This window comes from Demequina sediminis (assembly GCF_030296675.1).
Classification (GTDB): domain Bacteria; phylum Actinomycetota; class Actinomycetes; order Actinomycetales; family Demequinaceae; genus Demequina; species Demequina sediminis.
This window is the reverse complement of the sequence record NZ_AP027736.1, coordinates 774890-799272: the sequence shown is the minus strand read 5'-3', so window position 1 is coordinate 799272 and position 24383 is coordinate 774890. Positions and strand designations below refer to the sequence as shown.

Sequence of the window (24383 nt, the reverse complement as noted above, 5' to 3'; positions counted from 1 at the left end):
GGTCGGAACGGGTTGGGGACGATTGTGGCGCGTGGGGCGGCCGTGCCGCCACTACGACGCGCGTTGCACCCCCATGAGCAGGAAGGGCTTGGCACCGTCGCTGCTGGTCACGGCCGCCTCGTGGCCGTCTGCAGTGGGCGTCGCGCGGAACCCCACGGTCGCGGGCAGCAGGATGGGCTTCACGAACGATGCCGTGGCGGTGTACGCGGGCGGCAGGCGGCCCTCGAGGGCCGCGAGCGCGCGGGCATGGGTCCACATGCCATGGATGATCGGGCGCGCGAAGCCGAAGGCCTTCGCCGCGAGGCGGCTCGTGTGGATGAGGTTGGGGTCCTGCGACACCCGCCGGTACTGACGACCGAGGTCCTGGGGGAGTCGCCACAGCGCGTGCGGGTCCGCGGGGGCGAACGACGCCCGGGGAACGGGAACCGGCTCGCCCGGAGCGTGCGCGCCGGGGGACAGGTAGGTGCTCACCCCGTCCCACACGCGCTCGTCGCCCACGCGCGCCTCGCCCACCAGGTCGATCAGCGCGCCCTTCGCGTGGGGGCGCAGGTTCTCGACCCTCACCGCGAGCGTCAGCGGCTCGGCGGCATCGACCGGGCGGTGAAGGGTCATCGTGTTGCTCACATGAACCGCGCCCACGAGCCGAATCGACGAGCGCGGATCGCCCAGCAGGTGCACGTGCAGGGGAAACGTGAGCACGTGGATCCACGTCGCCGGCACGCGGTCGCGCAGGGTGAAGTGACACACGCGCGAGTAGTCCGCGAGCCGGGCGGGGTCGAGTCGCTGGGGCGCCAGCTCGACGGTGTGGTCGGGAATGCGACCCTCGCCGCGCGTGCCGGGCAGCAACGCGCGGGCGAAGGCCTTGCCCATGCCGGGGGCCGTCGCGAGCCGTTCGACGCCGCTCATCACGCACCCACGAGGTTCTGCCCGCACACGCGGATGACCTGACCGGTGACGCCCTGCGACGACGGGTCGAGCAGGTAGCCGATGGTCTCGGCCACGTCGACCGGGCTGCCGCCCTGGTTGAGGCTGTTGCTGCGGCGAAACACCTCGCGCTGCACGAAGGGGATGCGCGCCGTCATGTCCGTCTCGATGAAGCCGGGAGCGACCGCGTTGACCGTGATGGCGCGCGCGGCGAGGTCGGGCGCCATCGCGATCACGAGGCCAGCGACGCCGGCCTTCGAGGCCGCGTAGTTGCTCTGCCCCTTGTTGCCCGCGAGCCCCGACGTGGACGCGACGCCGACGATCCTGCCGCCATCGGCGAGTCCGCCCTCGGTGGTGGGATCGAGCAGCACGGCGTTGATGCGCATCTGGGCACGCAGGTTGACCTCGAGCACGGAGGCCCACCGCTCGGCATCGGTGTTGACCAGCATCTTGTCCCGCGTGATGCCCGCGTTGTGCACGATCCCGTGGATACTCTCGCCCCGGGCGGCGACGTGGGCCGCGATCCGCGCCCCCGCATCGTCCGCCGTGATGTCGAGCTGCAGCGCGGTGCCGCCTATCTCGTTCGCGACGTCCGCGAGCGCCTCGCCCGCGGCGGGAATGTCCACGGCAACGATGCTCGCGCCGTCTCGCGCGAGCGTGCGCGCGATCGCCGCTCCGATTCCCCTCGCGGCGCCGGTCACCACCACGATCCTGCCGTCGTGCGGAGCGGCGGCCAACGGCGCCGCGGCCACCTGAGCCGGAGCCACGCGCCAGGACTGGCCGTCGATAAAGGCCGATCGCCCCTCGAGCAGGAAGCCCAGGGTCGAGGCGAGGTCGCCCGGCGTCACGCCAGGCTCGACGTAGACGAGGTTCGCCGTCGCGCCCCCGCGCAGTTCCTTGCCCACCGTGCGCACCACGCCGTCGAGGGCACGCGCGACGGCATCGGCCTCCCAGCCGGCACCCACGCCGCCGGGACGGGCCACCACGACGATCCTGCCCGAGGGCTCGATTCCCCTCACCGCCGGCCGCAGCGCGGCACGCACCTGTTCGAGATCGGGAATCGTGCTCAGTCGCGTCGCGTCCACGATGAGGGCGCCGATCCGGGAGCCGTAGCCCGGCGCGCCCGTGGCGCCCCCGCCGCGCTCTCGACATCGACGACCGGCTGCTCGTAGGCGCGGCCGATCAGCCGCAGGGTCTCCTCGACCAGGGTCGCCCCGGACGGCGCGGCGAGCACGACGGCACCCTGCGGATAGGTGCGCCCTCGGCGCAGTCGTGGGGGCTCGGCGAGCCCCGCCTTGGCGGCCACCTTGCGGCCCAGCGGCGACGTGTAGGCCTTCTCGACGATGCTCATCACACCGCCTCCAGCAGGGCGACCACGCCCTGCCCGCCTGCCGCGCACACCGAGATGAGCCCGCGGGTCCCCGGCCCGCGCTCGTGGAGCAGCTTCGCGAGCGTGGGGACGATGCGCGCGCCGGTGGCGGCGAACGGATGGCCCGCGGCCAGCGACGAGCCCGCGACATTGATGCGAGAGCGGTCGGCACGACCGATCGCGCCGTCGAGACCGAGGCCGCGGCAGTAGTCCTCGTCCTCCCACGCCTTGAGGGTCGCGAGCACGGTCGCCGCGAAGGCCTCGTGGATTTCGAGCAGGTCGATGTCGTCGAGCGTGAGTCCCTGGCGCGCAAGCAGCCTGCCGGTCGCACCCACGGGGGCGAGCAGCAGGTCCGCGCCGCCCGGGTGGTCGACGGCCGCGACCTGGGCGTCCACAACGCGGGCCCACGGCGTGAGGTGATGCTCGCGCGCCCACTCCTCGGTGCCCAACAGCACGGCGGCCGCGCCGTCGGACAGCGCGGTCGAGTTGCCGGCCGTCATCGTGCCCTCGGGGCCGCCGAAGACGGGCTTGAGGGTCGCGAGGCGCTCGAGGCTCGTGTCGGGGCGCAGGATCGCGTCGCGCGTCACGCCTCGGTACGGCGTCACGAGGTCGTCGAAGAAGCCGCGTTCCCATGCGGCGGCAAGGGCGTGATGGCTCGCGACGGCGAGGCGATCCTGGTCCTCGCGAGCGATCTCCCACCGGGCGGTGGTGCGGGCCTGGTGCTCGCCCATCGACAGTCCGGTGCGTGGCTCGACCACGCGCGGCGCGTCCGGCGCCAGGTGGGCGGGGCGGATGCGGCTGAGAGCGGCGACGCGGCCCTTGAGGTCGCGCGCCGCGTTCGCGCGCAGCAGGATGCGCCGGAGGGGGTCGCTCACGGTGATGGGCGCATCAGACGCCGAGTCAACGCCGCCCGCGATCCCGCTGTCGAGTTGACCGAGCGCGATCTTGTTGGCGATGTACATCGTGGTCTCGAGGCCTGTCGCGCAGGCCTGTTGCAGGTCACATGCGGGAGTCTCGGGGGCGAGTGCCGAGCTCAGCACGGCCTCTCGCGTGAGGTTGAAGTCGTTGGGGTGCTTGAGGACGGCTCCGGCCGCCACCTCGCCGACGCGCGTCCCGCTCAGGCCGGTGCGCGCGATGAGACCATCGAGGGCCGCGGTGAGCATGTCATGGGCGGATGCCTGGGTGTAGGGACCGCCGGCCTTGGCGAAGGGAATGCGGTTCCCTCCGACGACCACGACGTTGTGGTGCATGGTTCCTCCGGGGATTGAGTAACTAACCGATACCGACGGTAGCAGATACCGACGGTACTCGTTACTATGGCGACATGACCACCGATGGCAGGGACACCCGCTGGGCGCAGCACCGGGCGGACAGGAGGCGCGAGCTCGTCTCCGAGGCGCTCCGCGCCATCCGGGTCCACGGGCCCGGCGTGGGGATGGACGAGATCGCGGCGCGCGCCGGTACGTCGAAGACCGTCATCTACCGCCACTTTGGCGATCGCGCCGGGCTGTACGCCGCCGTGGTCGAGTCCGTCCACGACTACATTCACGAGGGGCTCAGGGTCGCGCTCGAGCTCTCGGATCCGGCCGACCTCGGCCGCATGGCGGGGGACCTGGCCGATGCCTACCTCGGCCTGGTCGAGAAGGACCCCCACATCTACCGCTTCGTGATGGCGGCTCCCGTGGTCGGGCCGACCGGGGTTCCCGACCCCGCGGGACACCTGCCGGCGGTCGTGGGTCGCCACGTGTCCGAGGCGATCGCCGGTCATCTCGAGCGAGCTGGGCTCGACCCGGCATCGGCCCCCATCTGGGGCCACGGGCTCGTGGGCTTCGTGCGCGCGGCGGCCGACCAGTGGATGGCCGCCGATCCTCGCCCGCCGCGCGCCGACGTGGTCGCCCACATCACCGCCCTGTTCACCCCGGGCTTCGCCGGCGCCTTCACGCCCCACGACACCTAGTTCCCGCCCACCCCATACGAGGAGCAACAATGACGTTGACCCACGACACCCCTACGACACCAGCCGCCGGCCGCGGCCTCGACGCCGATGTCGACGGCGAGTCGCTGACGACGCTCGGAGCGTCCCTGCGAGCGGCGCTGGACGGACCCTTCGCCGTCGAGCGCGCCGCCGCGCGCAGGGCGTTTCCCGCAGAAGGCATGCTGCGCCCGGTGCACTACGGCGTCGACGAGTCCCGCGAATGGACGCTCGCGCGGCTGCGCGAGCTCTCCGCGCGCGGCTTCGGCTCATCTGGAGTGCCCGAACGCGCCGGGGCGCACGCCGACCCCCTGGCGGCCGTGGTGACGTTCGAGACCCTCGCGCACGGCGACCTGTCGGTGACGATCAAGTCTGGAGTCCAATTCGGACTGTTCGGGGGCGCGGTGACCAACCTCGGGACCGCATGGCACCACGACACGTTCCTGCCCAGCATCACCAGCATGGAACTCCTCGGGGGCTTCGCGATGACCGAACTCGGGCACGGGTCCGACGTCGCGAGCCTCGAGACCACGCTCACCTACCTCCCGGAGACCGACGAGATCGAGGTGCACACCCCGAACAGCGCGGCGACCAAGGCGTACATCGGCAACGCGGCGCGCGACGGGCACATGGCGGCCGTGTTCGGCCAGCTCATCGTGGACGGCAAGAGTCACGGCGTGCACACGGTCCTGGTGCCCCTGCGCGACGAGCATGGCAAGGACCTCCCCGGCATCACGACGGGCGACCACGGACACAAGGGCGGCCTGCTGGGTGTCGACAACGGGACGATCGCCTTCGATCACGTCCGCGTCCCGCGGCGCATGCTGCTCGATCGCTACGGCGGCATCGACGACACGGGTGCGTACCGCTCCGAGATCGCGGATCCCAACCGGCGCTTCTTCACGATGCTCGGCACGCTCGTGCGCGGCCGCGTGTGTGGGAGGGGCGGGCGCCGTGGCGGCGCGGCGCGCGCTGTCGATCGCGACGCGTCACGCGCTGCGGCGGCGACAGTTCCCCGCTCCGGGGCGACCCGAGGGCGTCCTGCTTCTCGACTATGTGGTGCACCAGCGGCGGCTGCTGCCCCTGCTGGCTCGCTCCTATGCGCTGGGCTACGCGCAGAACGAGCTGGTCGCCGCGCTGGTCGCGGTGCAGGGCGATGCGCCCAGCACCGAGCGCGATCAGCGCGAGCTCGAGACGCTCGCTGCAGGCATGAAGGCCATGCAGACGTGGTTTGCCAACCATGCCGTGGAGGAGGCGCGCGAGGCTTGCGGTGGCGCGGGATACATGAGCGACAACGTCCTCACCGGGCTGCGCGGCGACGTCGACATCTTCGCCACGTTCGAGGGCGACAACACGGTGCTCATGCAGCTGGTCACGAAGGGACTGCTCACGGACTACCGTCAGGCGTGGAGCGCGCTCGACCGCGGAGGCGTGGTCGCGGCCACCACGCGCGCGGTGGGCGAGATGGTCATGGAGCGGACCGCGGCCGGTCTCATGCTCGACCGCCTCGCGGCGACCGCGCGCCGCCGCCCCGAGGAGACCACCCTCGTCGACCGCGGATGGCACGCCCTCATGTTCGAGGAGAGGGAGCGCCACTCGCTCGAGTCGCTCGCGCGGCGGATGCGGGCGGCGGGCAAGGCGGAGGGCGATGCCTTCGAGTCCTTCAACCGCCTGGGGCCGCACGTGCAGTTCGTCGCGCGTGCGCACCTCGAGCGCGTCATGCTGGCGGCGACCGTTGACGCGATCTCTCGCGTCGAGGACGCCGAGACCCGGGACGTCCTTGAGCGCGTCTGCAGCCTCTACGCGCTCACCTCGATCGCGGCCGACCGCGCGTGGTACCTCGAGCACCACCGCATCAGCGGGGGCCGCTCGAAGGCGATCGGCGATCAGATCGACGCGCTGTGTCGCGAGCTACGCCCGCACGCGCTCGCGCTCGTCGAGGGACTTGGCGTCCCCGCGCAGTGGTTGGGGGCCGCGATCCTCGAGGACTGAGCCGGCCGCGGGAGGGGTGGCGCCGGGGCGGCAAGGAGAGGGCGGCCAGGGCCGGGACGGGAATCCGCGCCGCCCCGCCGTGGTTCACTGGTGCGGGCACGATGCCTGCTCGATGCCTGCTCGATGGCGAGCGACCACCCACCCTCGTCCTCGAAGGCCGCACCATGTCTGCCACCGCTACGTCTCTTGGCCCCGCGCGCACGCGACTCGCACTCCTCGCCCTCGCGTTGGGCGGATTCGGAATCGGCGCCACCGAGTTCGTCGCCATGGGGCTGCTGCCCGACATCGCCCGCGACCTGCTGCCGTCCCTGTACGCCGAGGACCCCGAGGCGGCCATCGGCCGGGCGGGGGCCATCATCTCCGCGTACGCGATCGGCGTCGTGGTGGGCGCACCCACGATCGCGGCCGTGGCCGCCCGTTTTCCCCGCAAGGCGCTGCTCACGGTGCTCGCGGTCGCCTTCACGCTCGGCACCGTCGCCTCGGCTCTTGCACCCACCTTCGAGCTCGTGGTGGCGGCGCGCGTCGCGGCCGGCCTCCCGCACGGCGCGTACTTCGGCGTCGCCGCGCTCGCCGCCGCGGATCTCATGGGACCGGGCAGGCGCGGCCGCGCGGTCGCGTTCGTGCTCTCGGGACTGACGATCGCCAACGTCGTAGGCGTCCCCCTCATCACCGCGCTTGGCCAGCAGTCCGGCTGGCGCGTCGCGTACCTGGCCGTGGCGGCGATCTTCGCGCTCACCGCGGTGTCCATCGCGGTGCTGGTCCCCGCGACGCCCGGGGATCCCCACGCGACCGTGCGGCGCGAGCTCGCCGCGTTCCGCGTTCCCGCCGTGTGGCTCGCCCTGGCCACCGGCGCGCTGGGCTTCGGCGGCTTCTTCGCCGTCTACTCGTATGTCGCGCCGCTGGCGACCGAGGTGACCGGCGTCTCGGCGGGGTTCGTCCCCGTCGCCTTGGTGGTGCTCGGGCTGGGCATGACCGCCGGGAACCTCGTGGGCGGGCGGCTCGCGGACAGGGGAGCCATGCGCGCCGTCTTCCGTCTCTTCGCGGTATTCGCCGCGTCGCTGATCGTGCTCGCGCTGACCGCGACCAGCGTTGTCGGCCTGCTGGCGGGGCTGTTCCTCGTGGGTGCCGCGGCCGCCGCGCTGTCGCCCGCGATCCAGACCCGCCTCATGGACGTCGCGGGGGAGAGCCAGACCATCGCCGCCGCCGTCAACCATTCCTCGCTCAACATCGGCAACAGCCTGGGCGCCATCCTGGGCGGAGCCGTGATCGCGGCGGGGTGGGGCTACCTCGCGCCCACGTGGGTGGGGCTCGCGCTCTGCGTGCCCGGCGTGCTCGCCGCCGTGGCCGGCTGGCGCCTGACGCGACCGCGCGGGGACGATGCGGGGGACGATGCGATAGCCTCCTTCGCGGCCGACGACGACCGGGTGGCGGTGTCGCCCGGCGCGTGAGCGCCCCCACCGCCCGCGAGGAGCACCCGTGACCGTCATCGAGCCGCCCGTCGAGATCAGGCCCCACTCGCTTCTCGAGGATGCGCTCGCGATCCCCACCGGCGCGTTTCTGTTGTCGTGGGGCATGTACCTCCTGCACGCGATCGACGGCGTCACGGGAGGCATCGCGGGCGTCGCGTTCCTCGCGAGCTACCTCGGCCACTGGTCGGTCGGCGCGGTGTTCTTCGTGCTCAACGTGCCGTTCTACTTCCTCGCGCTGCGCCGCATGGGCTGGCGATTCACTCTCAAGACCCTCGTGTCGGTCGCGCTGATCTCGGTCGGGGTGAGCCTGCACCCGCTCTACATCGACGTGTCCTCGCTGTCGCCCCTGTACGCCGCGATCTTCGCCGGCCTCGCCGTCGGGACCGGCATGCTCGTGCTGTTCCGCCACGGGGCCAGCGCGGGCGGCTTCGGCATCCTCGCGCAGTACCTGCAGTCGTCCCGCGGGTGGCGCGCCGGCTACGTCCAGGGCGCGATCGACCTCGTGATCGTCGTGGGTTCGGTCGCGCTCGTCGACCCGTGGATCCTGGTGTGCTCGATCATCGGCGCGGTGGTCCTCAACCTCGTGGTCGCGATCAACCACCGCCCGGGACGCTACTTCGGCTGAGCCATGTCGTGTCCGCGCGGCGAGTCGCGGAGGCCGCGGTCGCGCGGGCAGGATGGTCGGCAGACACCGGGGGTGAGGCATGAGGGCATGGTGGACGATGCTCATCGCGAGGAGCACACGCAGGATTGGCCTGCGCCTGGTCGCGTTCGCGCTGGGGGCCGTCGCGCTCGCGTTGCTTGCGGGAGCCGCGAGCTCGTGGGTGCCGTCCTCGGTCGAGGTCGACCTCGGCCAAGACTCGGTGCAGACGCTGCTCGAGATCCTCGCGACGTCGATGCTCGCGGTGACCACGTTCTCTCTCACGGCCATGATCTCGGCATACGCCTCGGCCGCGGCCGCCTCGACCCCGCGCGCGACGCAGCTGCTTGTCGAGGACCAGACCTCACAGCGCGCGCTGTCGACCTTCCTCGGCGCCTTCGTGTTCTCGGTCGTGGGCATCGCGGCGCTGTCGACCGAGTACTACGGCGAGCAGGGGCGCGTGCTGATGTACGCGGGCACCCTGCTCGTCATCGGCATCGTCGTGGTCACGCTGCTGCGGTGGATTCATCACCTCGTCACCTTCGGCCGCATGGCGGACGTGCTCGACCGGGTGGAGGACGCCGCGCGCGACGCGGCCTGCGCGGCGATGCGCGACCCTCACCTCGGGGCGGCGGCACCCGTGACCGTGCCGCACTCTGCCTGGACCGTGCACGCGGCCGCCACCGGAATCGTGACGGCACTCGATGTGGCCGCGCTCGAGCGCGCCGCCGCGTCTCATGACGCCGTGATCCACCTCCTGCTCAGGCCCGGCGCGGCCGTCGGTCGGGGCGAACCGCTCGCGCGCGTCGAGGGCGCCGACCAGGACGCACTCGCGGACGCGATCAGGAGCGCGGTGCTGATCGAGCGCCACCGGACCTACGAGCAGGACCCCCGACTCGGACTCGTCGCCCTCGCCGAGATCGGAAGTCGCGCACTGTCGCCCGCGGTCAACGATCCCGGCACGGCGATCGAGGCGCTTAATGCGATCCACCGGACGGTGGCGGCCATTCTCGAGACCGCCCCCGACGCGGCCCCGCCCACGGAGTGCCGCGTACACGTGCCCGCCGTCCTGTTCGCGGACCTCCTCGAGGACGCGCTGCGCCCCTGGCGCGCGACGGCGCGGGGACCATCGAGGTAGGACTGCGCCTGCAGAAGGTCGTCGGCGCACTGGCGGCGAATGCGGACGAGCCGGAGGCCTCCGACCTCAGGGAGGCCTCGCGGCGTGCGGAGCGCCGTGCGCTCGACGCTCTCACCGACCCGCGCGATCGGGCCGTGATCGAGTCCGCCGCACGCGCGGCGCGCGGGGAGGCACCGGCGTGAGCGTGCCGCCGCCCCTTCCTGCGGACCGCAACCCCGGCGACGCCTGGGTGGTCGCTTCCGACGGGGCGCGCTACTGGGGCGCCTTCGGCGCCGCGGGGCTGCTCGCGATCGACGACCGCCGCGGCGTGCTGCTCCAGCACCGCGCGCAGTGGAGCCACCACGGAGGGACGTGGGGGATTCCGGGTGGCGCGCTCCACGCCGACGAAGGCCCCTTGGCCGGCGCGCTGCGGGAGTCGAGCGAGGAGGCCGGTGTTCCCCCGGGGCGATCGCCCCCGGGCGCTGCATGTCTCCGATCGCGAGGTGTGGACGTACACGACCGTGATGGCCGACGTCATCGCCGAGTTCGATCCCGTCGCGGCCGATGCCGAGAGCATCGCGCTCGCGTGGGTGCCGACGGACGAGGTCTCCGGGCTCGCGCTGCACCCCGGCTTCGCCGCGGCCTGGCCCGCGCTGCGCGAGGCGCTCGGGGTGCGCCCCGTGATCGTGGTCGACGTCGCGAACGTCGTGGGAGCCGTTCCCGATGGGTGGTGGCAGGATCGCGCCGGGGCGGCGCTGCGTCACCTCGAGCGGCTCGCGAACCTCGCGGCGTCGCCGGTCCCTGCGGGGGCGCTGTCGCTACCCCTTCACGGGTGGTTCCCGCGCATCGTCGCGGTGATCGAGGGGACGCCCGCGACATCGCCGCCCCGACCGCGCTCGACGTGCGCCGCGCGCAGGGCAGTGGCGACGACACCCTGGCCGCGGTGGCGAGCGAGCTCGCCGGCTCGGGACACCAGGTCACGGTGGTGACGAGCGACCGCGGGCTGCGCGCGCGCGTCGAGGCGGACGCCAGCGTGGTCGGCGCGCGCTGGCTCCTCGATCAGTTCGGCTGAGTGCCCGCGACCGTCCGGGGGAGGTGCGCGTCGAGGAAGTCGCGGACGTCGGCGATCTCCTCCTCGGTGATCGTGTGCCCCATCCCGGGATAGATACGAGCTGTCACTGTCGCGTGGCCGTCGAGGAACGCGCGCGTGCGCGCGATGGCCTCCGGCCAGATGACCGGGTCGGCGTCACCCCTGCCCCAGAAGACCGGCGGGCGCAACCGAGCAAGGTCCTCGTCGGCGGGCTGCGCATGGTCGGGAACGAACCCCGCGAGCACGACGGGAGCGAGCACGCGCTCGGGCCGCGTGCGCAGCAGCTGAAGAGCCATCATGCCGCCCTGCGAGAAGCCCACCGGCACGATTGGCGCGTCGGTGCCCACAGCATCGTCCACCCACGCCCATACTGCCCGCGTCGCCGCGGTGATCGACGCGGCATCCATGCCACCGTCGGGGGACAGGGGAAACCATGCCGCCCCGCCATAGCCGGTCTCGAGCGGAGCGCGCAGCGACGCCCACGGAAGCGTGGGCGGGAGCCAGCGGGCGAGACCGGGGAGGTCACGCTCGTGCGAGCCGTAGCCGTGGAGGAGGACCGCGACGGGGGAGTCGCCCGAGGGAGACCAGCCGGGGCCGTAGAGTGCGCGCAGGGTCATGCGCCCAGTATCGCGGGCGCTCGAGCCACAACCGCGCGGCTCGCATACGATTCACCCTCGAAGGAGGCTCCCATGACCGACACCCCGGCACCCGACGCCGCAGCCACCGAGCAGAGGCGCGTCGAGCGCGAGCGGATCGTCGCCTACCTCGCGCATCACGAGAGTGGCGCACGCGCGAAGGCGGAGGTCGCGACCACCGAGGAATCTCGCACGTACCAGACCACGATCGCCAACGCGATGAAGGCCATGGGCGAGGCGATCGGCGGCGAGTTCCACTGGAAGGCGCGGCTCTAGGCTGGGGTGATGCCCACTCCTCACATCCGTGCCGCTCGCGGAGAGATCGCACCCATCGTCGTCATGCCGGGAGACCCTCGCCGGGCTGCCCGCATCGCCTCCGACTACCTCGAGGATGCCGTGCTCGTCACGGATGTGCGGGGCATCCTGGGCTTCACCGGCACCTGGCAGGGGCGCCGCGTCACCGCGATGGCCTCCGGCATGGGCGGGCCGTCGATGACCATCTACGCGACGGAACTGGCGCGCGAGTACGGCGTCGAGCAGATCGTGCGCGTGGGCACCGCGGGCGCGATGAGCGCGGGCGTGGCGGTGAGCGACGTCATCATCGCGACCGGCGCGCACACCGACTCGGGCATGACCGCGAGCCGGATCCCCGGGGTGCACTTCAGCCACCTGGCCGACTTTGGGCTCGCGCGCGCCGCCGTCGACGCCGCGGCCACGCTCGGTGAAGACCTCGAGACTCCCGTGCGGGTGCATGCGGGTGCGGTGTTCACGAGCGATCACTTCTATCTCGAACGCCCCGCGCTCACGGCCGCGCTCACCGCTCACGGCACCCTCGCGGTGGAGATGGAGGCGGCCGCGCTCTACGCCGTCGGCGCCGCGGAGGGCGTGCGCACGCTCGCGATCGTGACGGTCTCGGACCACCTCGTCACGGGGGAGAGCATGACGGCCGAGGAACGCGAGACGCGCTTCGACACCGCCGTGAGGATCGCGCTCTCCGTGTAGGTAGGCGGTCGCGTCGTCGGGCTCACGGTGGAGCCGCATCGTCGCGCGGCGCCACCAGCCGTGTCGCTACCGGCCGACCCTCATGCGTGCGGCGGCCACGAAGCCCTCCCACAGGGACGTGAGGTCGTCGTGCTCGGGATGCCACTGCACCGCGAGGCAGAAGACCTGCTCAGGATCCTCGATCGCCTCGATGAGTCCGTGCACGCTGCGCGCCGACACCACCAGTCCCTCCCCGAGACGGTCGATCGCCTGATGGTGGTACATCGGCACGTCGCGTTCGAGAGGGTGGACGGTCGCGAGCAGCGTGTCGGGCAGGACGCTCACACCCAGGTGTCGGAACACCGCGTCTCCGCGCTGGTAGTCGTCGTGTCCCACGACATCGGGCACGTGCTGGTGGAGCGTGCCTCCGCGGGCGACGTTGAGGAGTTGCGCACCCCTGCACACGCCGAGGACGGGGATACCGAGGGCGGAGGCCTCCTTGACGAGCGCGATCTCCCACGCGTCACGTGCGGGTCGCGGCTCGTCGCAGCGCTCGTGGGGCGCGGCCCCGTATGCGGCCGGATCGACGTCGTAGCCGCCCGTCAGGTAGAGCCCATCGACACGCGACAGCGCCGCGGCCGCGAGGCTCGGGTCCTGCTCGGGCAGCACCACGGTCACGGCACCCGCCGCGCGCACGGGCGCGACGTAGGCGTCGGGAAGCCACACTGCCTCCTGATCCCAGATGCCCGTGCGCGACCGCTCGACGTAGGACGTCACGCCGATCACCGGAGTGTCGACGCTCGCCGTCTCGGAAAATGCCACCATTGGCCGTCACCCCCATCCCAGGGGCGCCGAGCCCCTGCGGCGAATCTAGCGTGTCGGCCGGGCGGGTTCCGCCACGGCTAGGCTGGTGCGAGCCACGACCCTGGAGGGCAGATGCTCCACCCCGACTCGTTCCACGTGCCCGAGGGCCCCCACGACATCCGCCTCGTGGTGTGCGACATGGACGGCACGCTGCTCGATGCGGCGAAGCGGATCCCGGATGCCCTGTGGCCGCTGGTCGATCACATGCGCGAGCGCGGAATCGTGTTCGCCCCGGCCTCGGGGCGCCAGCATGCGACGCTCGCGCGACAGTTCGACAGGCTCGGCGAGGACCTCGTGGTGATCGCGGAGAACGGTTCCTACGTGACCCGCGGGGGAGTCGAGGTGTCGTCGTCGACGCTGCCGGCCGATGCCGTGCGCGAGGTGGTCGCGGCGGTGCGCCGCCACGCCGGCGCGGGATACGACGTGGGCGCGGTCGTGTGCGGCAAGCGCGCGGCCTACGTCGAGCGCACCGATGAGGCCTTCGTGTCCCGCTGCACGCCCTACTACGCGGCGCTCGAGATCGTCGAGGACCTCACGGCGGTCGACGACGACTTCCTCAAGGTCGCGGTGTACGACTTCGGGGATGCCGCGCACGACACGGCGCCCGTGCTGGCGCGCTTCGACGGCGACCTCAAGATGGTCGTGTCCGACCGCCACTGGATCGACATCATGGGCGCGGGCGTCGACAAGGGGGTCGCGGTGAGGCGGCTGCAGGAGGCGCTCGGCGTGACGCCGGCGCAGACGGTCGTCTTTGGTGACTACCTCAACGACCTCGAGATGCTGGACGCCTCGGAGCTGTCCTTCGCGATGGCCAACGCCCATCCGGAAGTGGCCGACCGCGCGCGCTATCTCGCGCCGTCGAACGACCAGTCGGGCGTGATCGTGACGCTGCGCAGACTGCTCGACCACCCACTCTTGTAATACCCCTCCGGGTATAGTGGCGCGATGGACGCTCCCTCCTCTGTCGCCGCCTCCCTCCGCGCGTGGCCGGTGCGCCGATGGATCGTGGCCGCCGCCACCGCCGTAGCCACCTACCTCGCGATCGCGATCCCGACGGCGCTGATCCCCACGCCGGTCTTCGGTCGTGAGATCCCGCCGACCGCGTGGTCCTACTGGGCCCTTGCGCTCTCCGCCGTGCTCTCGGGGCTGCTCACGGCCACGTACGTCGCGACCCCCGAGGAGGCGCGCGTGCGCAGGGACGGGCGACTGGGCATGGCCGGCGCATTCGTCACGTTCTTCGCGGTGGGATGCCCCGTGTGCAACAAGCTCGTGCTGCTCGCCCTGGGCTACACCGGTGCGATCCAGTTCTTCGAGCCCCTCCAGCCCTATCTCGCGGGCGGCGCCGTCGTGCTGCTCGCGTGGGCATTCGTGGCCCGCGTGCGCCGCGAGAACTCCTGCGTGATGCCCGCGCGGACGCGCGTGGACGCCACGGCGAGTTCCGGCGTGACACAAGGCTGAGCCATGGTTGAGCATGCCTGAAACGCGGCGGTCGGGTGGTGCGACGCGGTCGGGGATGCTAGAGAGGAGGGACCAACGAGTGCGGGGAGGCACCATGGCAGTCACGAGCGAGGCACAGGCCACGTGGAACGGCGGGCTTTCGGACGGATCGGGTCGCGTGGCGCTTGCCTCGGGCACCGGCGAGTTCGCGGTCAACTGGAAGGCGCGCTCCGAGGGCTCGGAGTCCACGACCACGCCGGAGGAGTTGCTCGCTGCCGCTCACTCGGCGTGCTTCTCGATGGCGCTCTCGCACGCGCTCGAGGGCAACGGCACGCCGCCGGCGGAGCTGTTCGTCGACGCGCGCGTCTCGTTCGTGCCGGGGACCGGCGTCACGGAGAGCGAGCTCCACGTGCGGGGCAAGGTCCCTGGCCTCGACCAGGATGCCTTCGCGCGGTTCGCGCACGAGGCCAAGGAGGGCTGCCCCGTGTCGCAGGCGTTGGCGGGAATCACGATCACGCTGGCCGGGGCGACCCTGGTCGAGTAGGGCCCTCCCGCCGCGGGTGCGGCGCGCGAGGGCCGCGCGTTCGCGCGGCCTATCGCGCGTCGTGAGTCACACGCCCGCCCACCATGGTCAACGCGACCGCCTGCGTGCGCAGCGCCAGCGGATCCGTGTCCCCAAGGGACGCGTCCAGCGCGACGATGTCGGCGGGCTGGCCGGGAACGAGAGACGTTCGCGTGCTCATCCCGAGGGCCTCGTCGACGCCGATGCGCTGCTCGGGATGCCACGCGGCGCGACCGTCCCGTGCGCGCGACACGGCCGCCGAGATCGCGATCCACGGATCGAGCGGCGCGACGGGGGCGTCCGACCCGAGCACGATGCGGGCCCCGGCGTCACGTAGCGACCGCAACGCGAAGGCCCGATGGGTGCGGTCGGGCCACAGGTCATCGGCGACGTCGCGGTCGTCGAGGGCGTGTTCAGGCTGCACGCTCGCCGTGACGCCCAGCCGTGCAAATCGCGCGACGTCCGCGTCCTCGAGCAGCTGAGCGTGCTCGATGCTGCCGCGTGCCCCCGTGAACTCGAAGGCGTCCAGCGCGATGGAGTTGGCGCGGTCGCCAATGGCGTGGATCGCCGACTCGATGCCGGCCGCGTGGGCGCGCGCCATGAGCGCGCGGAGGCGGGTGGCGTCGACGTTCTGCACCCCGACCCCGCCGCCGCCGTAGGGCCGCACGCAGTGCGCGGTGCGGGTATTGAGCGAGCCGTCCGTGATGACCTTGAGGGGGCCGTGGCGGAGCAGGCCGCGACAGCCCTCGACCGCATCGCCCGTGCGAGCGGCCGCCTCGACGCGGGCGTCGAGCAGGTCCTCGTAGAAGCCGGCGATGACCCGCAGACCGTCGACGCCGGACGCGATGCGAGCCGCCCACGACTCGACGTTGTCGGCGAGCTCGAGGTCGACGATTCCCACGACGCCTCGCGCGGAGGCCGCGCGGACGGCATCGGCGATCACGGGAGGCGGCACCGGCGAGGTGTCGAGCGCACGCTGCGCCGCGAAGGCCTCGTCCTCGCGCAGGAGTCCCGGACGGCTCCCCAACTCGCGCGCCGCTGCGGTGTTGACCCACGTCGTGTGAAGGTCGCCGCTCACCAGCACCGTGGGGGCGGCCCGCGCCGCATCCAGCGCCTTGGCCGTGGGCGGCTCCGGCCACGTCGCCCACCGAAAGCCGAAACCGACCACGAGGCCGTCGTGCGGCACGGCGCGCACGAGCGCCGCCGCATGCGCCACGGACTCCGCCGCGGACACGTCGAGGCGCGTGCGCGTGCGCGCCCATTGCGAGAAGTGCACGTGGGCGTCCCACAGCCCGGGGATGACCGCGCGCCCGTCGAGATCGATCTGTTCACGGCCGGGTCCCACGTTCTCGCCGACCGCAACGATCACCCCGTCGGCGATCGCAATCTCGACCGGCCCCGCGTCCGCGTGCACGCGCGCGTGGCGCAGGATCAGATCATGCATGAGGGCTCCCGTCGGTGAGGGCAACGCGCGCCACTGTAGTGCCGCGAGAGCTAGAGTCTGCGCCATGGCCGCACGTGTCCTGACCGAGACCCGCGCGGGCATCACTCTCGCCTTTTCCGGCGCCAGGGCGTGGGTGCGCACGCCGCGCCTGCTCGTGATGGGTGCGGTGCCGTCGATCGTCACGGCCGTGATCGTCGGGGTGCTGTTGGGCGTGCTGCTCATCAACGTGGGGGAGATCGGCCGCGCGATCGCGTCGGGCGTGGGCGTGGACGGCGGCACGCTTGCGGACGTCGTCGCGGCGACGGCGGCGATCGCGGTCCTCGCGGCCTCCACGCTCGTGTCAGTCGCACTCTTCGCGACGGTCACGCTCGCGATCGGTCAGCCGTTCTTCGAGGCGATCTCCCGCCGCGTCGACGACAGCCTGGGAGGTCTCGAGCACCCCGCGCCCGAGGAGCCGTGGCACCGCGCGCTCGTGAGGGGAGCGGGGGAGTCGGTGGTGACGGTCGCGATCTCGATCGGCGTGTCTCTCGGACTTCTCGCGGTGGGGCTGGTGCCCGTCGTCGGCTCGCCGACCGCGTTCGTGCTCGGAGCGCTCGTAGGAGGGCGCCTGCTCGCGATCGAGCTCACCGCGTATCCCTTGGCGCGGCGCGGGATCGTGTCGCGGCACGAGCGCATCGCGGCGCTGCGTCCCCTCAGGACCCGGACCGTGGTGTTCGGAGCCTGCGTTTTCCTGACCTTCCTGCTGCCGTTGGGCGCCGTGGTGGCGATGCCCGCGGCGATGGTGGGGGCGACGATGCTCGCGCGGCAGGTCACCTCACCCTCAGCCTCGGCCGGGTCCGGACTCCCTGGCCTCCGCCTCGAGGGCGGCACGCACGGCGTCGACCGCGGGGTCGACGAGTGACGACGCGCGCATCGCGCTGAACACCGTGCGGCGGGGGCGGCCCTGAAGCGGGACCAACCGCACTGCGGGTGACGCGCGACCCGCCATGAGTCCGGGCAGGATCGCGACCGCCAGTCCACGTTCGACGAGCATGAGGTGAGCCTGCAGGTCCGACGTCGAGAACCGCACCTCGGGCTCGAAGCCCGCGAGCCGACACGTCTGCTCGGCGAAGTGACGCGTGGCGGTCCCCGGCGGCTCCATGACCCACGGCGCGGCGGCGAGCTGCGCGATCGCGTCAATGTCGACCCACTCGCCGCCCACCGCGAGGCGGAGCTCGTCGCTCACGAGCGGCCGCCTCACCACCCCCGGGTAGTGCGGCGCCGCGTGGTGGGGATACTCCTCCGCGACCACCAGGTCGAACTCGCGGGCCCACACGTCCGCGAGGGCCGCGCCGGGCTCCGTTTGGGTGACCGTCACCCGCAGGGCGGGGTGCGAGGCCCTCAGCCGGAGCATCGTCCCTGCGACCAGCGTGAGCGCCGCCGACTGGAAGACCGCGAGCCGCACGGTGCCCGTCGGTTCGGGTCCTGCGTCGCGCAGCTCGGACTCGGCCGCCTCGATGGCGTCGAGGAGCGCGTGGGTTCGCGTGACGAGCCGCTGTCCCGCCGGTGTCAGCACCAGCCGCCGCCCCGACCGAGACGTGAGCGCCACGCCCGCGTCGCGTTCGAGAGCCGCGATCTGCTGGGACACCGCGGACGGCGTATAGCCCATGGCCTCGGCGGCGGCCGCGATCGTGCCGCGCAGCGCAAGCTCCCGCAGCGCCACGAGCCTCGCGAGATCCAGCATCGTCCCATCGTAAGCACCACTAATGGTTGAGCGTGAGAACTGCTTGCTGGTGCTTCATCAAACGCCGACTCAGACTGGGCCCAGGGGAGAGGAGCACCATGACGACCGCACGCCGTACGCCCCCGTCCACGCATACCGCGGAGGACGTCTCCGCGCTGGTGAGGACGTGGCTCGAGGCCGCGTCCTCCGCGCGCGTGAGTGGTCCTTCGCGCCTCCTCGAGAGAATGCTGCGCGACCCGAGCGGGTTGCCCTTCCTCACCGCCTTCGTCGACACCGTGGTGCGCCCCGAGGACGCCGTCGCCGCCGCGCGGTCCCTGCGCGCGCTCGCGACGCGCACGCCGGGCGCGGTGCCGTGGCCGCTGCGATGGGGGATGCGGGTCGGAGCCCCCGTGTCGAGGCTCGCACCGCGCACGGTGATCCGCGCGTGCAGGCGCGTGGTGCGCGCCCTGGTCGGTCACCTCGTGATCGACGCGACGGATGCCCGACTGGGACGCGCGATCGGGCGGCTGCGCGCGGACGGCACGCGGCTCAACCTCAACCTGCTCGGCGAGGCGGTCATGGGCGCTCGTGAGGCGGACAGGCGCCTCGAGCGCACGAGGGCACTGCTCGCGCGCGAGGACGTCGACTACGTCTCGATCAAGGTGTCCGCCGCGGTCGCGCCGCACTCGCCGTGGGCGTTCGACGCGACCGTCGATGCGGTCACGGAGCGGCTCGCGCCCCTCTTCGAGGACGCCGCACTCAAGGGCGACGCTTTCGTCAATCTCGATATGGAGGAGTACCGCGACCTCGACGTGACGCTCGCGGTCTTCATGCGCCTCCTCGACCGGCCGGGCCTGGAGCGACTCACCGCGGGCGTCGTGGTGCAGGCGTATCTGCCGGACGCGCTCGGGGCCATGGTTCGACTGCAGGAGTGGGCCGCGCGACGCGTCTCACGGGGAGGCGCCCCGATCAAGGTCCGCGTGGTCAAGGGCGCCAACCTGTCCATGGAGCGGGTCGACGCCGAGCTCCACGGCTGGCCGCTCGCGACGTGGCACTCCAAGGAGGAGACGGACGCGCACTACCTGCGCGTGCTCGACTATGCCCTCACACCCGAACGCACCGCCGCGGTGCGGATCGGGATTGCGGGGCACAACCTGTTCGACCTCGCGCACGCCGTGCTCACCGCGCGCGAGCGGGGCGTGAGCGACCTGTGCGACGTCGAGATGCTGCTCGGTATGGGCGATGCCGTGGCGCCCGCGGTGGCCAGGGACGCCGGTCCGGTGCGCCTCTACACGCCTGTGGTGCATCCCGCCGAGTTCGACGTGGCCCTCGCCTACCTGGTGCGTCGGCTCGAGGAGGTCGCGAGTCCGCAGAACTTCGTCGCCTCCCTCGCGCGCCTCAACCCGGACGAGGCATTCCGCCTTGAAGAGGAGCGATTCACGCGCTCGCTCGCCGCGGCGGCCGTGCCCACTGTCGCGTCTCACCGCGCTCGTGGGAACGATGCCGGGGCCGGGGCACCGCCCGCGTCGCCCGGAGGGACGGGCGGCTTTCGCAACGCCGCCGACACCGACCCCTCGGTGCCCGCGGGGCGCGAGTGGGCCGGGCGCGTCGTCGCGCTCGCGCGCGACTCCCATGCGGGAGAGGCCACGCTGGCCACCGCACGCGTCACCACCGCCGCCGAGGCACGAGCGGCCGTCGCCGCCACGCGGCGAGGCGCAGCGTGGTGGTGGTCGAGGGATCCCGGCGAGCGTGCAGCGGTGCTGCACGCCGTGGGACGTGCACTCGAGACCCGCAGGGCCGACCTGTGCGCCGTCATGATGGCCGAGTCCGGCAAGACGCTCGACCAGGCGGATCCGGAGGTGTCGGAGGCGGTCGACTTCGCGCACTACTACGCGATCAGGGGAGAGGCACTTTCGCGCATGCGCGGCGCGCGACCGGTACCGCGCGAGGTGACCGTGGTGACCCCGCCATGGAACTTCCCCGTCGCGATTCCCGCGGGGTCGACGCTCGCCGCGCTCGCGGCCGGATCGGCCGTCGTCCTCAAGCCCGCGGAGCAATCCGCCCGCTGCGCCGCAGTGTTGGCGGAGACCCTATGGGACGCGGGCGTGCCCTCGGACGCGTTGCGGCTCGCCCACGTCGACGCCTCGGGTCTCGAGCGGGGCGTGGGTGCGGCGCTACTGACCGCCCCGGGCGTCGATCAGGTGATTCTCACGGGTGCGCACGAGACCGCCGCGCTCTTCCACCGGCTCCGTCCGGGAGTGCGCCTCTTCGCCGAGACCTCCGGCAAGAACGCGATCGTCATCACGCCGAGCGCCGACCTCGACCTGGCCGTGCGGGACGTCGTGCAGTCGGCCTTCGGACACGCGGGACAGAAGTGCTCCGCGGCCTCGCTCGCCATTGTGGTGGGCTCCGTGGCCCGTTCGCGGCGCTTCCTGGCCCAGCTCGAGGACGCGGTGAGGTCGCTCACGGTGGGCACCGCACACGACCCGTCGACCCAGGTGGGTCCCCTCATCGAGCGGGCGCACGGCAAGCTCGCACGCGCGCTGACCTCTCTCGAGCCGGGCGAGCGCTGGCTCGTCGAGCCGCGGCGGCTCGATGCGGACGGCCTGCAGTGGACCCCCGGCGTGCGCGTGGGGGTCGCGCCGGGGTCGTGGTTCCATCGGACCGAGTGCTTTGGTCCGGTGCTGGGCCTGATGACCGCGGACACCCTCGACGACGCTATCGCGTTGCAGAACGGCGTCGACTATGGGCTCACCGCCGGCCTGCACAGCCTCGACGCGCACGAGATCGCGCGGTGGCTGTCGCGCGTCGAGGCGGGCAACCTCTACGTCAATCGCGGGATCACCGGGGCGATCGTGCAGCGCCAGCCCTTCGGAGGATGGAAGGCCTCGGTCGTCGGTCCCTCCGCCAAGGCGGGCGGGCCGTCCTACGTCGCGGCACTCACGGGTTGGGAGCGCGACGAGTCCCCGCTGGCGGGGTTCTCACACATGGACCGGCCATCACTCGAGCCCACCGTCGAGCGACTCCTCGAGGGCGCCGCGCCCTGGGTCGTGTCCGCGGCGGCCGCTGACGCCCACGCTTGGGGCGATCGCTTCGGTTGCGCCACCGATCTCTCCGGGCTGGCCGCGGAGCGCAACCTGCTGCGCTACGTGCCCGCCGCGACGGAGATTCGCTGGGACTGCGGTGACACGGATGACCTCCTCCGCGTGTGTGCCGCGCGCCTGCGCGCGGGCGGCGCGGGCGGGGTGTCGTGCGTGGCGGAGCCTCCCGCCGGGCTCTCCACGCGGCTCGCGACGGCGGGACTCACGGTGACCGTCGAGAGCGACGATGCCCTGGTCGCCCGCCTTCGTGCCGGGGGCTTGAGTCCAGGGTGAGGACGGTGGGCGCCGCGTGCGCCCAGCGCGTCGACCTCGCCGTGTACGACGCGCCGGTGACGGGTGCACCGGAACTCGAACTGCTGCCGTTCCTCAAGGAGCAGGCCGTGGCGGTCACGGCGCACCGCTTCGGCACGCCGTGGGCGGGTGCCGATTCCGCGCTCGCCGGCGCCGACCGCTAGGCGATTGCCTGCTAGGAGATCGTCGCGAGGTGGTCGACCACCTTGCGGGCCGTCACGCGTGCCGCGCGATTGGAGGACAGGGTGCTCGCCTGCGGCCCGTAGCCGGCGAGGAACAGCCCCGGCTCGCCGACCACGCCGCCGTCCTCGACAGCGATCCCACCCGTCTCGCCAACCACCCCGAGCGGGCGAAGGTGAGAGATCTCCGGCCGGAACCCCGTGGCCCAGATCACGGCGTCGACCGCGAGCTCCGTCCCGTTGCGCATCACGAGGCCGGTCTCGGTCATCGCGGTGAACATGGGGTGGCGCACGAGCCGGCCGGCGGACTCGAGCCGACGCACCAGGGCGGAGCGGGGGAGACCCGTGACGGACACGATCGAGGGGAGGGGACGGCCCGCACGCGCGGCCTCGTCCTGGATCGCGACCGCGACGCGGCCGCGCTCGGGGGACAGCTCGACCTCCTCGTCGTGGAAAGTCGGGACCCGGCGGGTAAACCACAGGGTTGATGCCCCCACGGCGGCGAGCTCGTCGAGGAACGTGAGCGCGGACGTCCCGCCGCCCACCACCGCGACCCGGCGACCCTCAAACTCCCTGGCGCTCGCGTAGTCCGCGGTGGTGACCTGGCGTCCACGGAAGCGCTCCCGGCCCCACACGAGCGGGATGCGAGGGCTGGTCCAGGTGCCCGTGGCCGAGACGACGGTGCGGGCGCGCACGGCGGCGACCGCGCTGCCCGGAGCGCACGTGACGAGGTAGCCCTCGGGATCCCTGTCGAGGTGCGCCACCGTCACCGGACGCACCACGTCGATGCCGTGAGTGCGCTCGTAGGCGGCGTAATACTCCGCGACCACCTCTCGCGCTGGTCGATCAGCTGGCGCGTTCGCAAAGGTCAGGCCGGTGTCGGCCATGCCGGGCAGGTCGTGGAGGCGGTGCGTGCCACCCAGCGTGAGCGAGGGCCACCGGTGCTGCCACGCGCCGCCGGGACCGGGCCCGCGATCGAGCACCATGAGCCGGTCGGGTTGCACCCCGCGCCTCAGCAGGTGATAGGCGACGGCGAGGCCGGCCTGTCCGGCCCCGATCACGACCACGTCGACGAGTCGGGCAGAGGTGTCGGGCATGCTCTCCAGCCTAGGCGTGGACGCGAGGGCCGCGGTTCACGACGCGGCGGGCTCCCGCACGCCCAACTCGACGCCGAGACGGTCGATCTCGGCCTGGCAACTCGTGGCGGGGGACGCGTCGAGCACGCGCAGCGCGACGCGCGCGACGACATCCGCCTCGTCCTGCGGGACCACGTCCACGAGTCCCTCGCGCAGGTGGGCCGCGAAGATCGGCAGGGCCGCGTCGAGGGCGAGCCGACCGGCGTCTCCGATCTCGACCCAGGTCCCGCGGTGGTCCTCATCGCACGACACGCGCTGGACCAGGCCGCGCGCCTCCATGCGCGACACGTGATGAGAGATCCGCGACTTCTCCCAGCCCAGCATCTCGCCCAGGGATCCCGCGCGCAGGCGGCCCGGTGACGCGTCGAGCGCCATGAGGATGTCGAGGTCGGGCACCGAGATTCCGACTCCCGCCTGGAGGCGCTGCTCGAGACCGGCGACCAGACGCCTGCCCATGAGCGCCAACGCGCGCCACAACGCGAGGTCGCGCGCATCGGGACCGAGAGTTTCCACGCGCCCATCGTAGAGGCGCGCACCGTGCGTGTCACGGAACGGGCCCGCCCACTCGCGCGGGGCATCGTCCCGTCCTAGGGTGGAAGGGCCAGGTATCCAGCTCTGGAGGTGCACGATGAACGATGACTCCGTGACGAGCACGCGTCACTACCGCTTCGAGCAGATCAAGGCGAGGGAGTTGGCACGGGGCGCGAGCGAGGACGAGGCCACTCGCATTGCCGCCGAGACCGTGGACAAGGTCATGGAGCAGGACCAACCTTCCTGAGCCACCCCTAGACTGGCGGGCGTGACCGCCGCCGAGGAGCCCCGCCAAGACGTGTCGCCGTCGGCGATGCGGTCGCCCGACTCGGTGTGGACCGTGCCCAACATCATCTCGATGGTGCGCATCGTGCTCATCGTGGTGTTCGGCGCGCTCCTCGCCGCCGAGTCCGATGGATGGGCAATCGCCGCGCTCGCCGCGGCGGGAGTGAGCGACTTCCTGGACGGCTTCCTGGCGCGGCGATGGGGCCAGGTGACGCGGTTGGGCAGGCTCCTCGATCCCGCCGCCGACCGCCTCCTGACGATCGTCGTGGTCGTGGGCCTCGCCATCAGGGACATCGTGCCGTGGTGGCTCGTGGCGGTGCTGCTTGCGCGGGACGTCGTGGTCGCGGGCGCACTCGTGATCGCGCGGCGCCACCGGCTCGATCCCCCTCAAGTCACGTTCGCGGGCAAGTGTGCGACCGCCGGCCTCTATGTCGCACTCCCTCTCGCGTACCTCGCTCGCGTGGCGTGGCCCGAGACTCCGGTGCTGCACGGCATCGCGATCGCGCTCGCCATCGCCGCCGCGGGCCTGTACTGGTACTCCGGACTCGGCTACGTGCGCGACATTCGCGCTCGCATCGAGGCCCGGGCCTGACCCCGGCTTTTCGCGCGCCGACGTTCCCCGGCGGGGCGGCGCGGGCCTAGGATGAAGAGGACCCATCGAG

Annotated in this window: 26 protein-coding genes and 2 pseudogenes; 18 read left to right on the top strand and 10 right to left on the bottom strand. The window is 72.4% G+C overall.

Annotation, left to right across the window (positions count from 1 at the left end; all coding sequences use genetic code 11):
• Nucleotides 1–51: 51 nt before the first annotated feature.
• The 4 genes from QUE44_RS04140 to QUE44_RS04125 are packed head-to-tail and all read right to left on the bottom strand — an operon-like array spanning nt 52 to nt 3543.
• The gene (locus tag QUE44_RS04140) at nt 52–906 is read right to left on the bottom strand and encodes a MaoC family dehydratase (RefSeq protein ID WP_286216021.1); all 855 of its coding nucleotides are present in this window, start codon (nt 904–906) and stop codon (nt 52–54) included.
• The gene (locus QUE44_RS04135; RefSeq protein WP_286216020.1) at nt 906–2009 is read right to left on the bottom strand and encodes a 3-oxoacyl-ACP reductase; all 1104 of its coding nucleotides are present in this window, start codon (nt 2007–2009) and stop codon (nt 906–908) included. The genes QUE44_RS04140 and QUE44_RS04135 overlap by 1 nt, the downstream gene beginning before the upstream one ends.
• Nucleotides 1991–2275, bottom strand: coding sequence for a hypothetical protein (locus tag QUE44_RS04130; RefSeq protein ID WP_286216019.1), 285 nt, complete (start codon nt 2273–2275; stop codon nt 1991–1993). Before QUE44_RS04130 ends, QUE44_RS04135 begins: the two co-directional genes overlap by 19 nt.
• Nucleotides 2275–3543, bottom strand: coding sequence for an acetyl-CoA C-acetyltransferase (locus tag QUE44_RS04125; protein WP_286216018.1), 1269 nt, complete (start codon nt 3541–3543; stop codon nt 2275–2277). The genes QUE44_RS04130 and QUE44_RS04125 overlap by 1 nt, the downstream gene beginning before the upstream one ends.
• 74 nt (nt 3544–3617) lie before the next feature.
• Here QUE44_RS04125 and QUE44_RS04120 point away from each other — a divergent pair, with 74 nt between their 5' ends.
• The 8 genes and pseudogenes from QUE44_RS04120 to QUE44_RS13970 all read left to right on the top strand — a co-directional run bounded on the left by QUE44_RS04120 (nt 3618) and on the right by QUE44_RS13970 (nt 10472).
• A complete protein-coding gene (locus QUE44_RS04120) occupies nt 3618–4250 on the top strand; it encodes a TetR/AcrR family transcriptional regulator (protein ID WP_286216017.1) in 633 nt (210 codons plus the stop codon).
• Between the two features lie 29 nt (nt 4251–4279).
• A pseudogene (locus QUE44_RS04115) lies at nt 4280–5011 on the top strand (acyl-CoA dehydrogenase family protein); the annotation flags it as partial.
• Nucleotides 5012–5219: 208 nt separating this feature from the next.
• Nucleotides 5220–6257 carry an acyl-CoA dehydrogenase family protein gene (locus QUE44_RS04110; RefSeq protein ID WP_286216016.1) on the top strand — a complete coding sequence of 346 codons (1038 nt, stop codon included), beginning with the start codon at nt 5220–5222 and terminating at the stop codon, nt 6255–6257.
• A 164-nt stretch (nt 6258–6421) separates the two neighbouring features.
• Nucleotides 6422–7705: an MFS transporter gene (locus QUE44_RS04105; RefSeq protein WP_286216015.1), complete on the top strand. Its 1284-nt coding sequence runs from the start codon at nt 6422–6424 to the stop codon at nt 7703–7705.
• A 28-nt stretch (nt 7706–7733) separates the two neighbouring features.
• The gene (locus QUE44_RS04100) at nt 7734–8351 is read left to right on the top strand and encodes a YitT family protein (RefSeq protein ID WP_286216014.1); all 618 of its coding nucleotides are present in this window, start codon (nt 7734–7736) and stop codon (nt 8349–8351) included.
• 79 nt (nt 8352–8430) lie between these two features.
• Nucleotides 8431–9504 (top strand): DUF2254 domain-containing protein, encoded by a 1074-nt coding sequence (locus QUE44_RS04095; protein ID WP_286216013.1) that lies wholly within the window; start codon nt 8431–8433, stop codon nt 9502–9504.
• 178 nt (nt 9505–9682) lie between these two features.
• A pseudogene (locus tag QUE44_RS13975) lies at nt 9683–9892 on the top strand (NUDIX hydrolase); the annotation flags it as partial.
• Between the two features lie 94 nt (nt 9893–9986).
• Nucleotides 9987–10472, top strand: coding sequence for an NUDIX hydrolase (locus tag QUE44_RS13970; protein WP_350226935.1), 486 nt, complete (start codon nt 9987–9989; stop codon nt 10470–10472).
• A gap of 70 nt (nt 10473–10542) precedes the next feature.
• Here QUE44_RS13970 and QUE44_RS04085 read toward each other — a convergent pair whose 3' ends face one another.
• Nucleotides 10543–11190 (bottom strand): alpha/beta hydrolase, encoded by a 648-nt coding sequence (locus QUE44_RS04085; protein WP_286216012.1) that lies wholly within the window; start codon nt 11188–11190, stop codon nt 10543–10545.
• A 72-nt stretch (nt 11191–11262) separates the two neighbouring features.
• On the opposite strand from QUE44_RS04085, the gene QUE44_RS04080 reads away from it, so the two are divergent.
• Together QUE44_RS04080 and deoD are read left to right on the top strand one after the other, a co-directional pair.
• Nucleotides 11263–11484 (top strand): hypothetical protein, encoded by a 222-nt coding sequence (locus QUE44_RS04080; protein ID WP_286216011.1) that lies wholly within the window; start codon nt 11263–11265, stop codon nt 11482–11484.
• A gap of 9 nt (nt 11485–11493) precedes the next feature.
• Entirely contained in the window at nt 11494–12210 is a 717-nt protein-coding gene (gene deoD / locus QUE44_RS04075; protein ID WP_286216010.1) for a purine-nucleoside phosphorylase, read from the top strand.
• A 66-nt stretch (nt 12211–12276) separates the two neighbouring features.
• Here the strand turns inward: deoD and QUE44_RS04070 are convergent, their stop codons facing one another.
• A complete protein-coding gene (locus tag QUE44_RS04070; protein WP_286216009.1) occupies nt 12277–13014 on the bottom strand; it encodes a gamma-glutamyl-gamma-aminobutyrate hydrolase family protein in 738 nt (245 codons plus the stop codon).
• 111 nt (nt 13015–13125) lie between these two features.
• Between QUE44_RS04070 and QUE44_RS04065 the strand changes: the two genes are divergently transcribed.
• The 3 genes from QUE44_RS04065 (at nt 13126) to QUE44_RS04055 (ending at nt 15034) form a co-directional block, all read left to right on the top strand.
• On the top strand, nt 13126–13974 hold the full coding sequence (locus tag QUE44_RS04065) for an HAD family hydrolase (RefSeq protein WP_286216008.1): 849 nt from the start codon (nt 13126–13128) through the stop codon (nt 13972–13974).
• A gap of 24 nt (nt 13975–13998) precedes the next feature.
• Nucleotides 13999–14511 carry a hypothetical protein gene (locus tag QUE44_RS04060; protein WP_286216006.1) on the top strand — a complete coding sequence of 171 codons (513 nt, stop codon included), beginning with the start codon at nt 13999–14001 and terminating at the stop codon, nt 14509–14511.
• Between the two features lie 94 nt (nt 14512–14605).
• Nucleotides 14606–15034 carry an OsmC family peroxiredoxin gene (locus QUE44_RS04055; protein ID WP_286216005.1) on the top strand — a complete coding sequence of 143 codons (429 nt, stop codon included), beginning with the start codon at nt 14606–14608 and terminating at the stop codon, nt 15032–15034.
• A gap of 49 nt (nt 15035–15083) precedes the next feature.
• Here QUE44_RS04055 and QUE44_RS04050 read toward each other — a convergent pair whose 3' ends face one another.
• Complete coding sequence (locus tag QUE44_RS04050; protein WP_286216004.1) at nt 15084–16496, bottom strand: amidohydrolase; 1413 nt, start codon at nt 16494–16496, stop codon at nt 15084–15086.
• Between the two features lie 64 nt (nt 16497–16560).
• On the opposite strand from QUE44_RS04050, the gene QUE44_RS04045 reads away from it, so the two are divergent.
• Nucleotides 16561–17397: an EI24 domain-containing protein gene (locus tag QUE44_RS04045; protein WP_286216003.1), complete on the top strand. Its 837-nt coding sequence runs from the start codon at nt 16561–16563 to the stop codon at nt 17395–17397.
• On the opposite strand, the gene QUE44_RS04040 is transcribed toward QUE44_RS04045, so the two are convergent.
• Nucleotides 17317–18219 (bottom strand): LysR family transcriptional regulator, encoded by a 903-nt coding sequence (locus tag QUE44_RS04040; RefSeq protein WP_286216001.1) that lies wholly within the window; start codon nt 18217–18219, stop codon nt 17317–17319. The two genes, QUE44_RS04045 and QUE44_RS04040, sit on opposite strands and share 81 nt — an antisense overlap.
• A 98-nt stretch (nt 18220–18317) precedes the next feature.
• On the opposite strand from QUE44_RS04040, the gene QUE44_RS04035 reads away from it, so the two are divergent.
• Both QUE44_RS04035 and QUE44_RS04030 read left to right on the top strand, forming a co-directional pair.
• Entirely contained in the window at nt 18318–21572 is a 3255-nt protein-coding gene (locus tag QUE44_RS04035) for a proline dehydrogenase family protein (protein ID WP_286215999.1), read from the top strand.
• 5 nt (nt 21573–21577) lie between these two features.
• On the top strand, nt 21578–21754 hold the full coding sequence (locus QUE44_RS04030; RefSeq protein WP_286215997.1) for a hypothetical protein: 177 nt from the start codon (nt 21578–21580) through the stop codon (nt 21752–21754).
• A gap of 11 nt (nt 21755–21765) precedes the next feature.
• Here QUE44_RS04030 and QUE44_RS04025 read toward each other — a convergent pair whose 3' ends face one another.
• Complete coding sequence (locus QUE44_RS04025) at nt 21766–22866, bottom strand: FAD-dependent oxidoreductase (RefSeq protein ID WP_286215996.1); 1101 nt, start codon at nt 22864–22866, stop codon at nt 21766–21768.
• A 36-nt stretch (nt 22867–22902) separates the two neighbouring features.
• Entirely contained in the window at nt 22903–23418 is a 516-nt protein-coding gene (locus QUE44_RS04020) for a MarR family winged helix-turn-helix transcriptional regulator (RefSeq protein WP_286215993.1), read from the bottom strand.
• A gap of 130 nt (nt 23419–23548) precedes the next feature.
• Between QUE44_RS04020 and QUE44_RS04015 the strand changes: the two genes are divergently transcribed.
• Both QUE44_RS04015 and QUE44_RS04010 read left to right on the top strand, forming a co-directional pair.
• Nucleotides 23549–23683 (top strand): hypothetical protein, encoded by a 135-nt coding sequence (locus QUE44_RS04015; RefSeq protein ID WP_286215992.1) that lies wholly within the window; start codon nt 23549–23551, stop codon nt 23681–23683.
• A 21-nt stretch (nt 23684–23704) separates the two neighbouring features.
• Nucleotides 23705–24313: a CDP-alcohol phosphatidyltransferase family protein gene (locus QUE44_RS04010; RefSeq protein WP_286215990.1), complete on the top strand. Its 609-nt coding sequence runs from the start codon at nt 23705–23707 to the stop codon at nt 24311–24313.
• Nucleotides 24314–24383: the final 70 nt, after the last annotated feature.

Bases quoted from the DNA above. Each gene is read 5' to 3' on its own strand.
- QUE44_RS04040 (WP_286216001.1), bottom strand. From the start codon at position 18,219: ATGCTGGATCTCGCGAGGCTCGTGGCGCTGCGGGAGCTTGCGCTGCGC.
- QUE44_RS04060 (WP_286216006.1), top strand. From the start codon at position 13,999: ATGGACGCTCCCTCCTCTGTCGCCGCCTCCCTCCGCGCGTGGCCGGTG.
- QUE44_RS04105 (WP_286216015.1), top strand. From the start codon at position 6,422: ATGTCTGCCACCGCTACGTCTCTTGGCCCCGCGCGCACGCGACTCGCA.
- QUE44_RS04130 (WP_286216019.1), bottom strand. From the start codon at position 2,275: ATGAGCATCGTCGAGAAGGCCTACACGTCGCCGCTGGGCCGCAAGGTG.
- QUE44_RS04080 (WP_286216011.1), top strand. From the start codon at position 11,263: ATGACCGACACCCCGGCACCCGACGCCGCAGCCACCGAGCAGAGGCGC.
- QUE44_RS04050 (WP_286216004.1), bottom strand. From the start codon at position 16,496: ATGCATGATCTGATCCTGCGCCACGCGCGCGTGCACGCGGACGCGGGG.
- deoD (WP_286216010.1), top strand. From the start codon at position 11,494: ATGCCCACTCCTCACATCCGTGCCGCTCGCGGAGAGATCGCACCCATC.
- QUE44_RS04085 (WP_286216012.1), bottom strand. From the start codon at position 11,190: ATGACCCTGCGCGCACTCTACGGCCCCGGCTGGTCTCCCTCGGGCGAC.
- QUE44_RS04035 (WP_286215999.1), top strand. From the start codon at position 18,318: ATGACGACCGCACGCCGTACGCCCCCGTCCACGCATACCGCGGAGGAC.
- QUE44_RS04055 (WP_286216005.1), top strand. From the start codon at position 14,606: ATGGCAGTCACGAGCGAGGCACAGGCCACGTGGAACGGCGGGCTTTCG.
- QUE44_RS04140 (WP_286216021.1), bottom strand. From the start codon at position 906: ATGAGCGGCGTCGAACGGCTCGCGACGGCCCCCGGCATGGGCAAGGCC.
- QUE44_RS04095 (WP_286216013.1), top strand. From the start codon at position 8,431: ATGAGGGCATGGTGGACGATGCTCATCGCGAGGAGCACACGCAGGATT.
- QUE44_RS04120 (WP_286216017.1), top strand. From the start codon at position 3,618: ATGACCACCGATGGCAGGGACACCCGCTGGGCGCAGCACCGGGCGGAC.
- QUE44_RS04065 (WP_286216008.1), top strand. From the start codon at position 13,126: ATGCTCCACCCCGACTCGTTCCACGTGCCCGAGGGCCCCCACGACATC.
- QUE44_RS04045 (WP_286216003.1), top strand. From the start codon at position 16,561: ATGGCCGCACGTGTCCTGACCGAGACCCGCGCGGGCATCACTCTCGCC.
- QUE44_RS04125 (WP_286216018.1), bottom strand. From the start codon at position 3,543: ATGCACCACAACGTCGTGGTCGTCGGAGGGAACCGCATTCCCTTCGCC.
- QUE44_RS04070 (WP_286216009.1), bottom strand. From the start codon at position 13,014: ATGGTGGCATTTTCCGAGACGGCGAGCGTCGACACTCCGGTGATCGGC.
- QUE44_RS04025 (WP_286215996.1), bottom strand. From the start codon at position 22,866: ATGCCCGACACCTCTGCCCGACTCGTCGACGTGGTCGTGATCGGGGCC.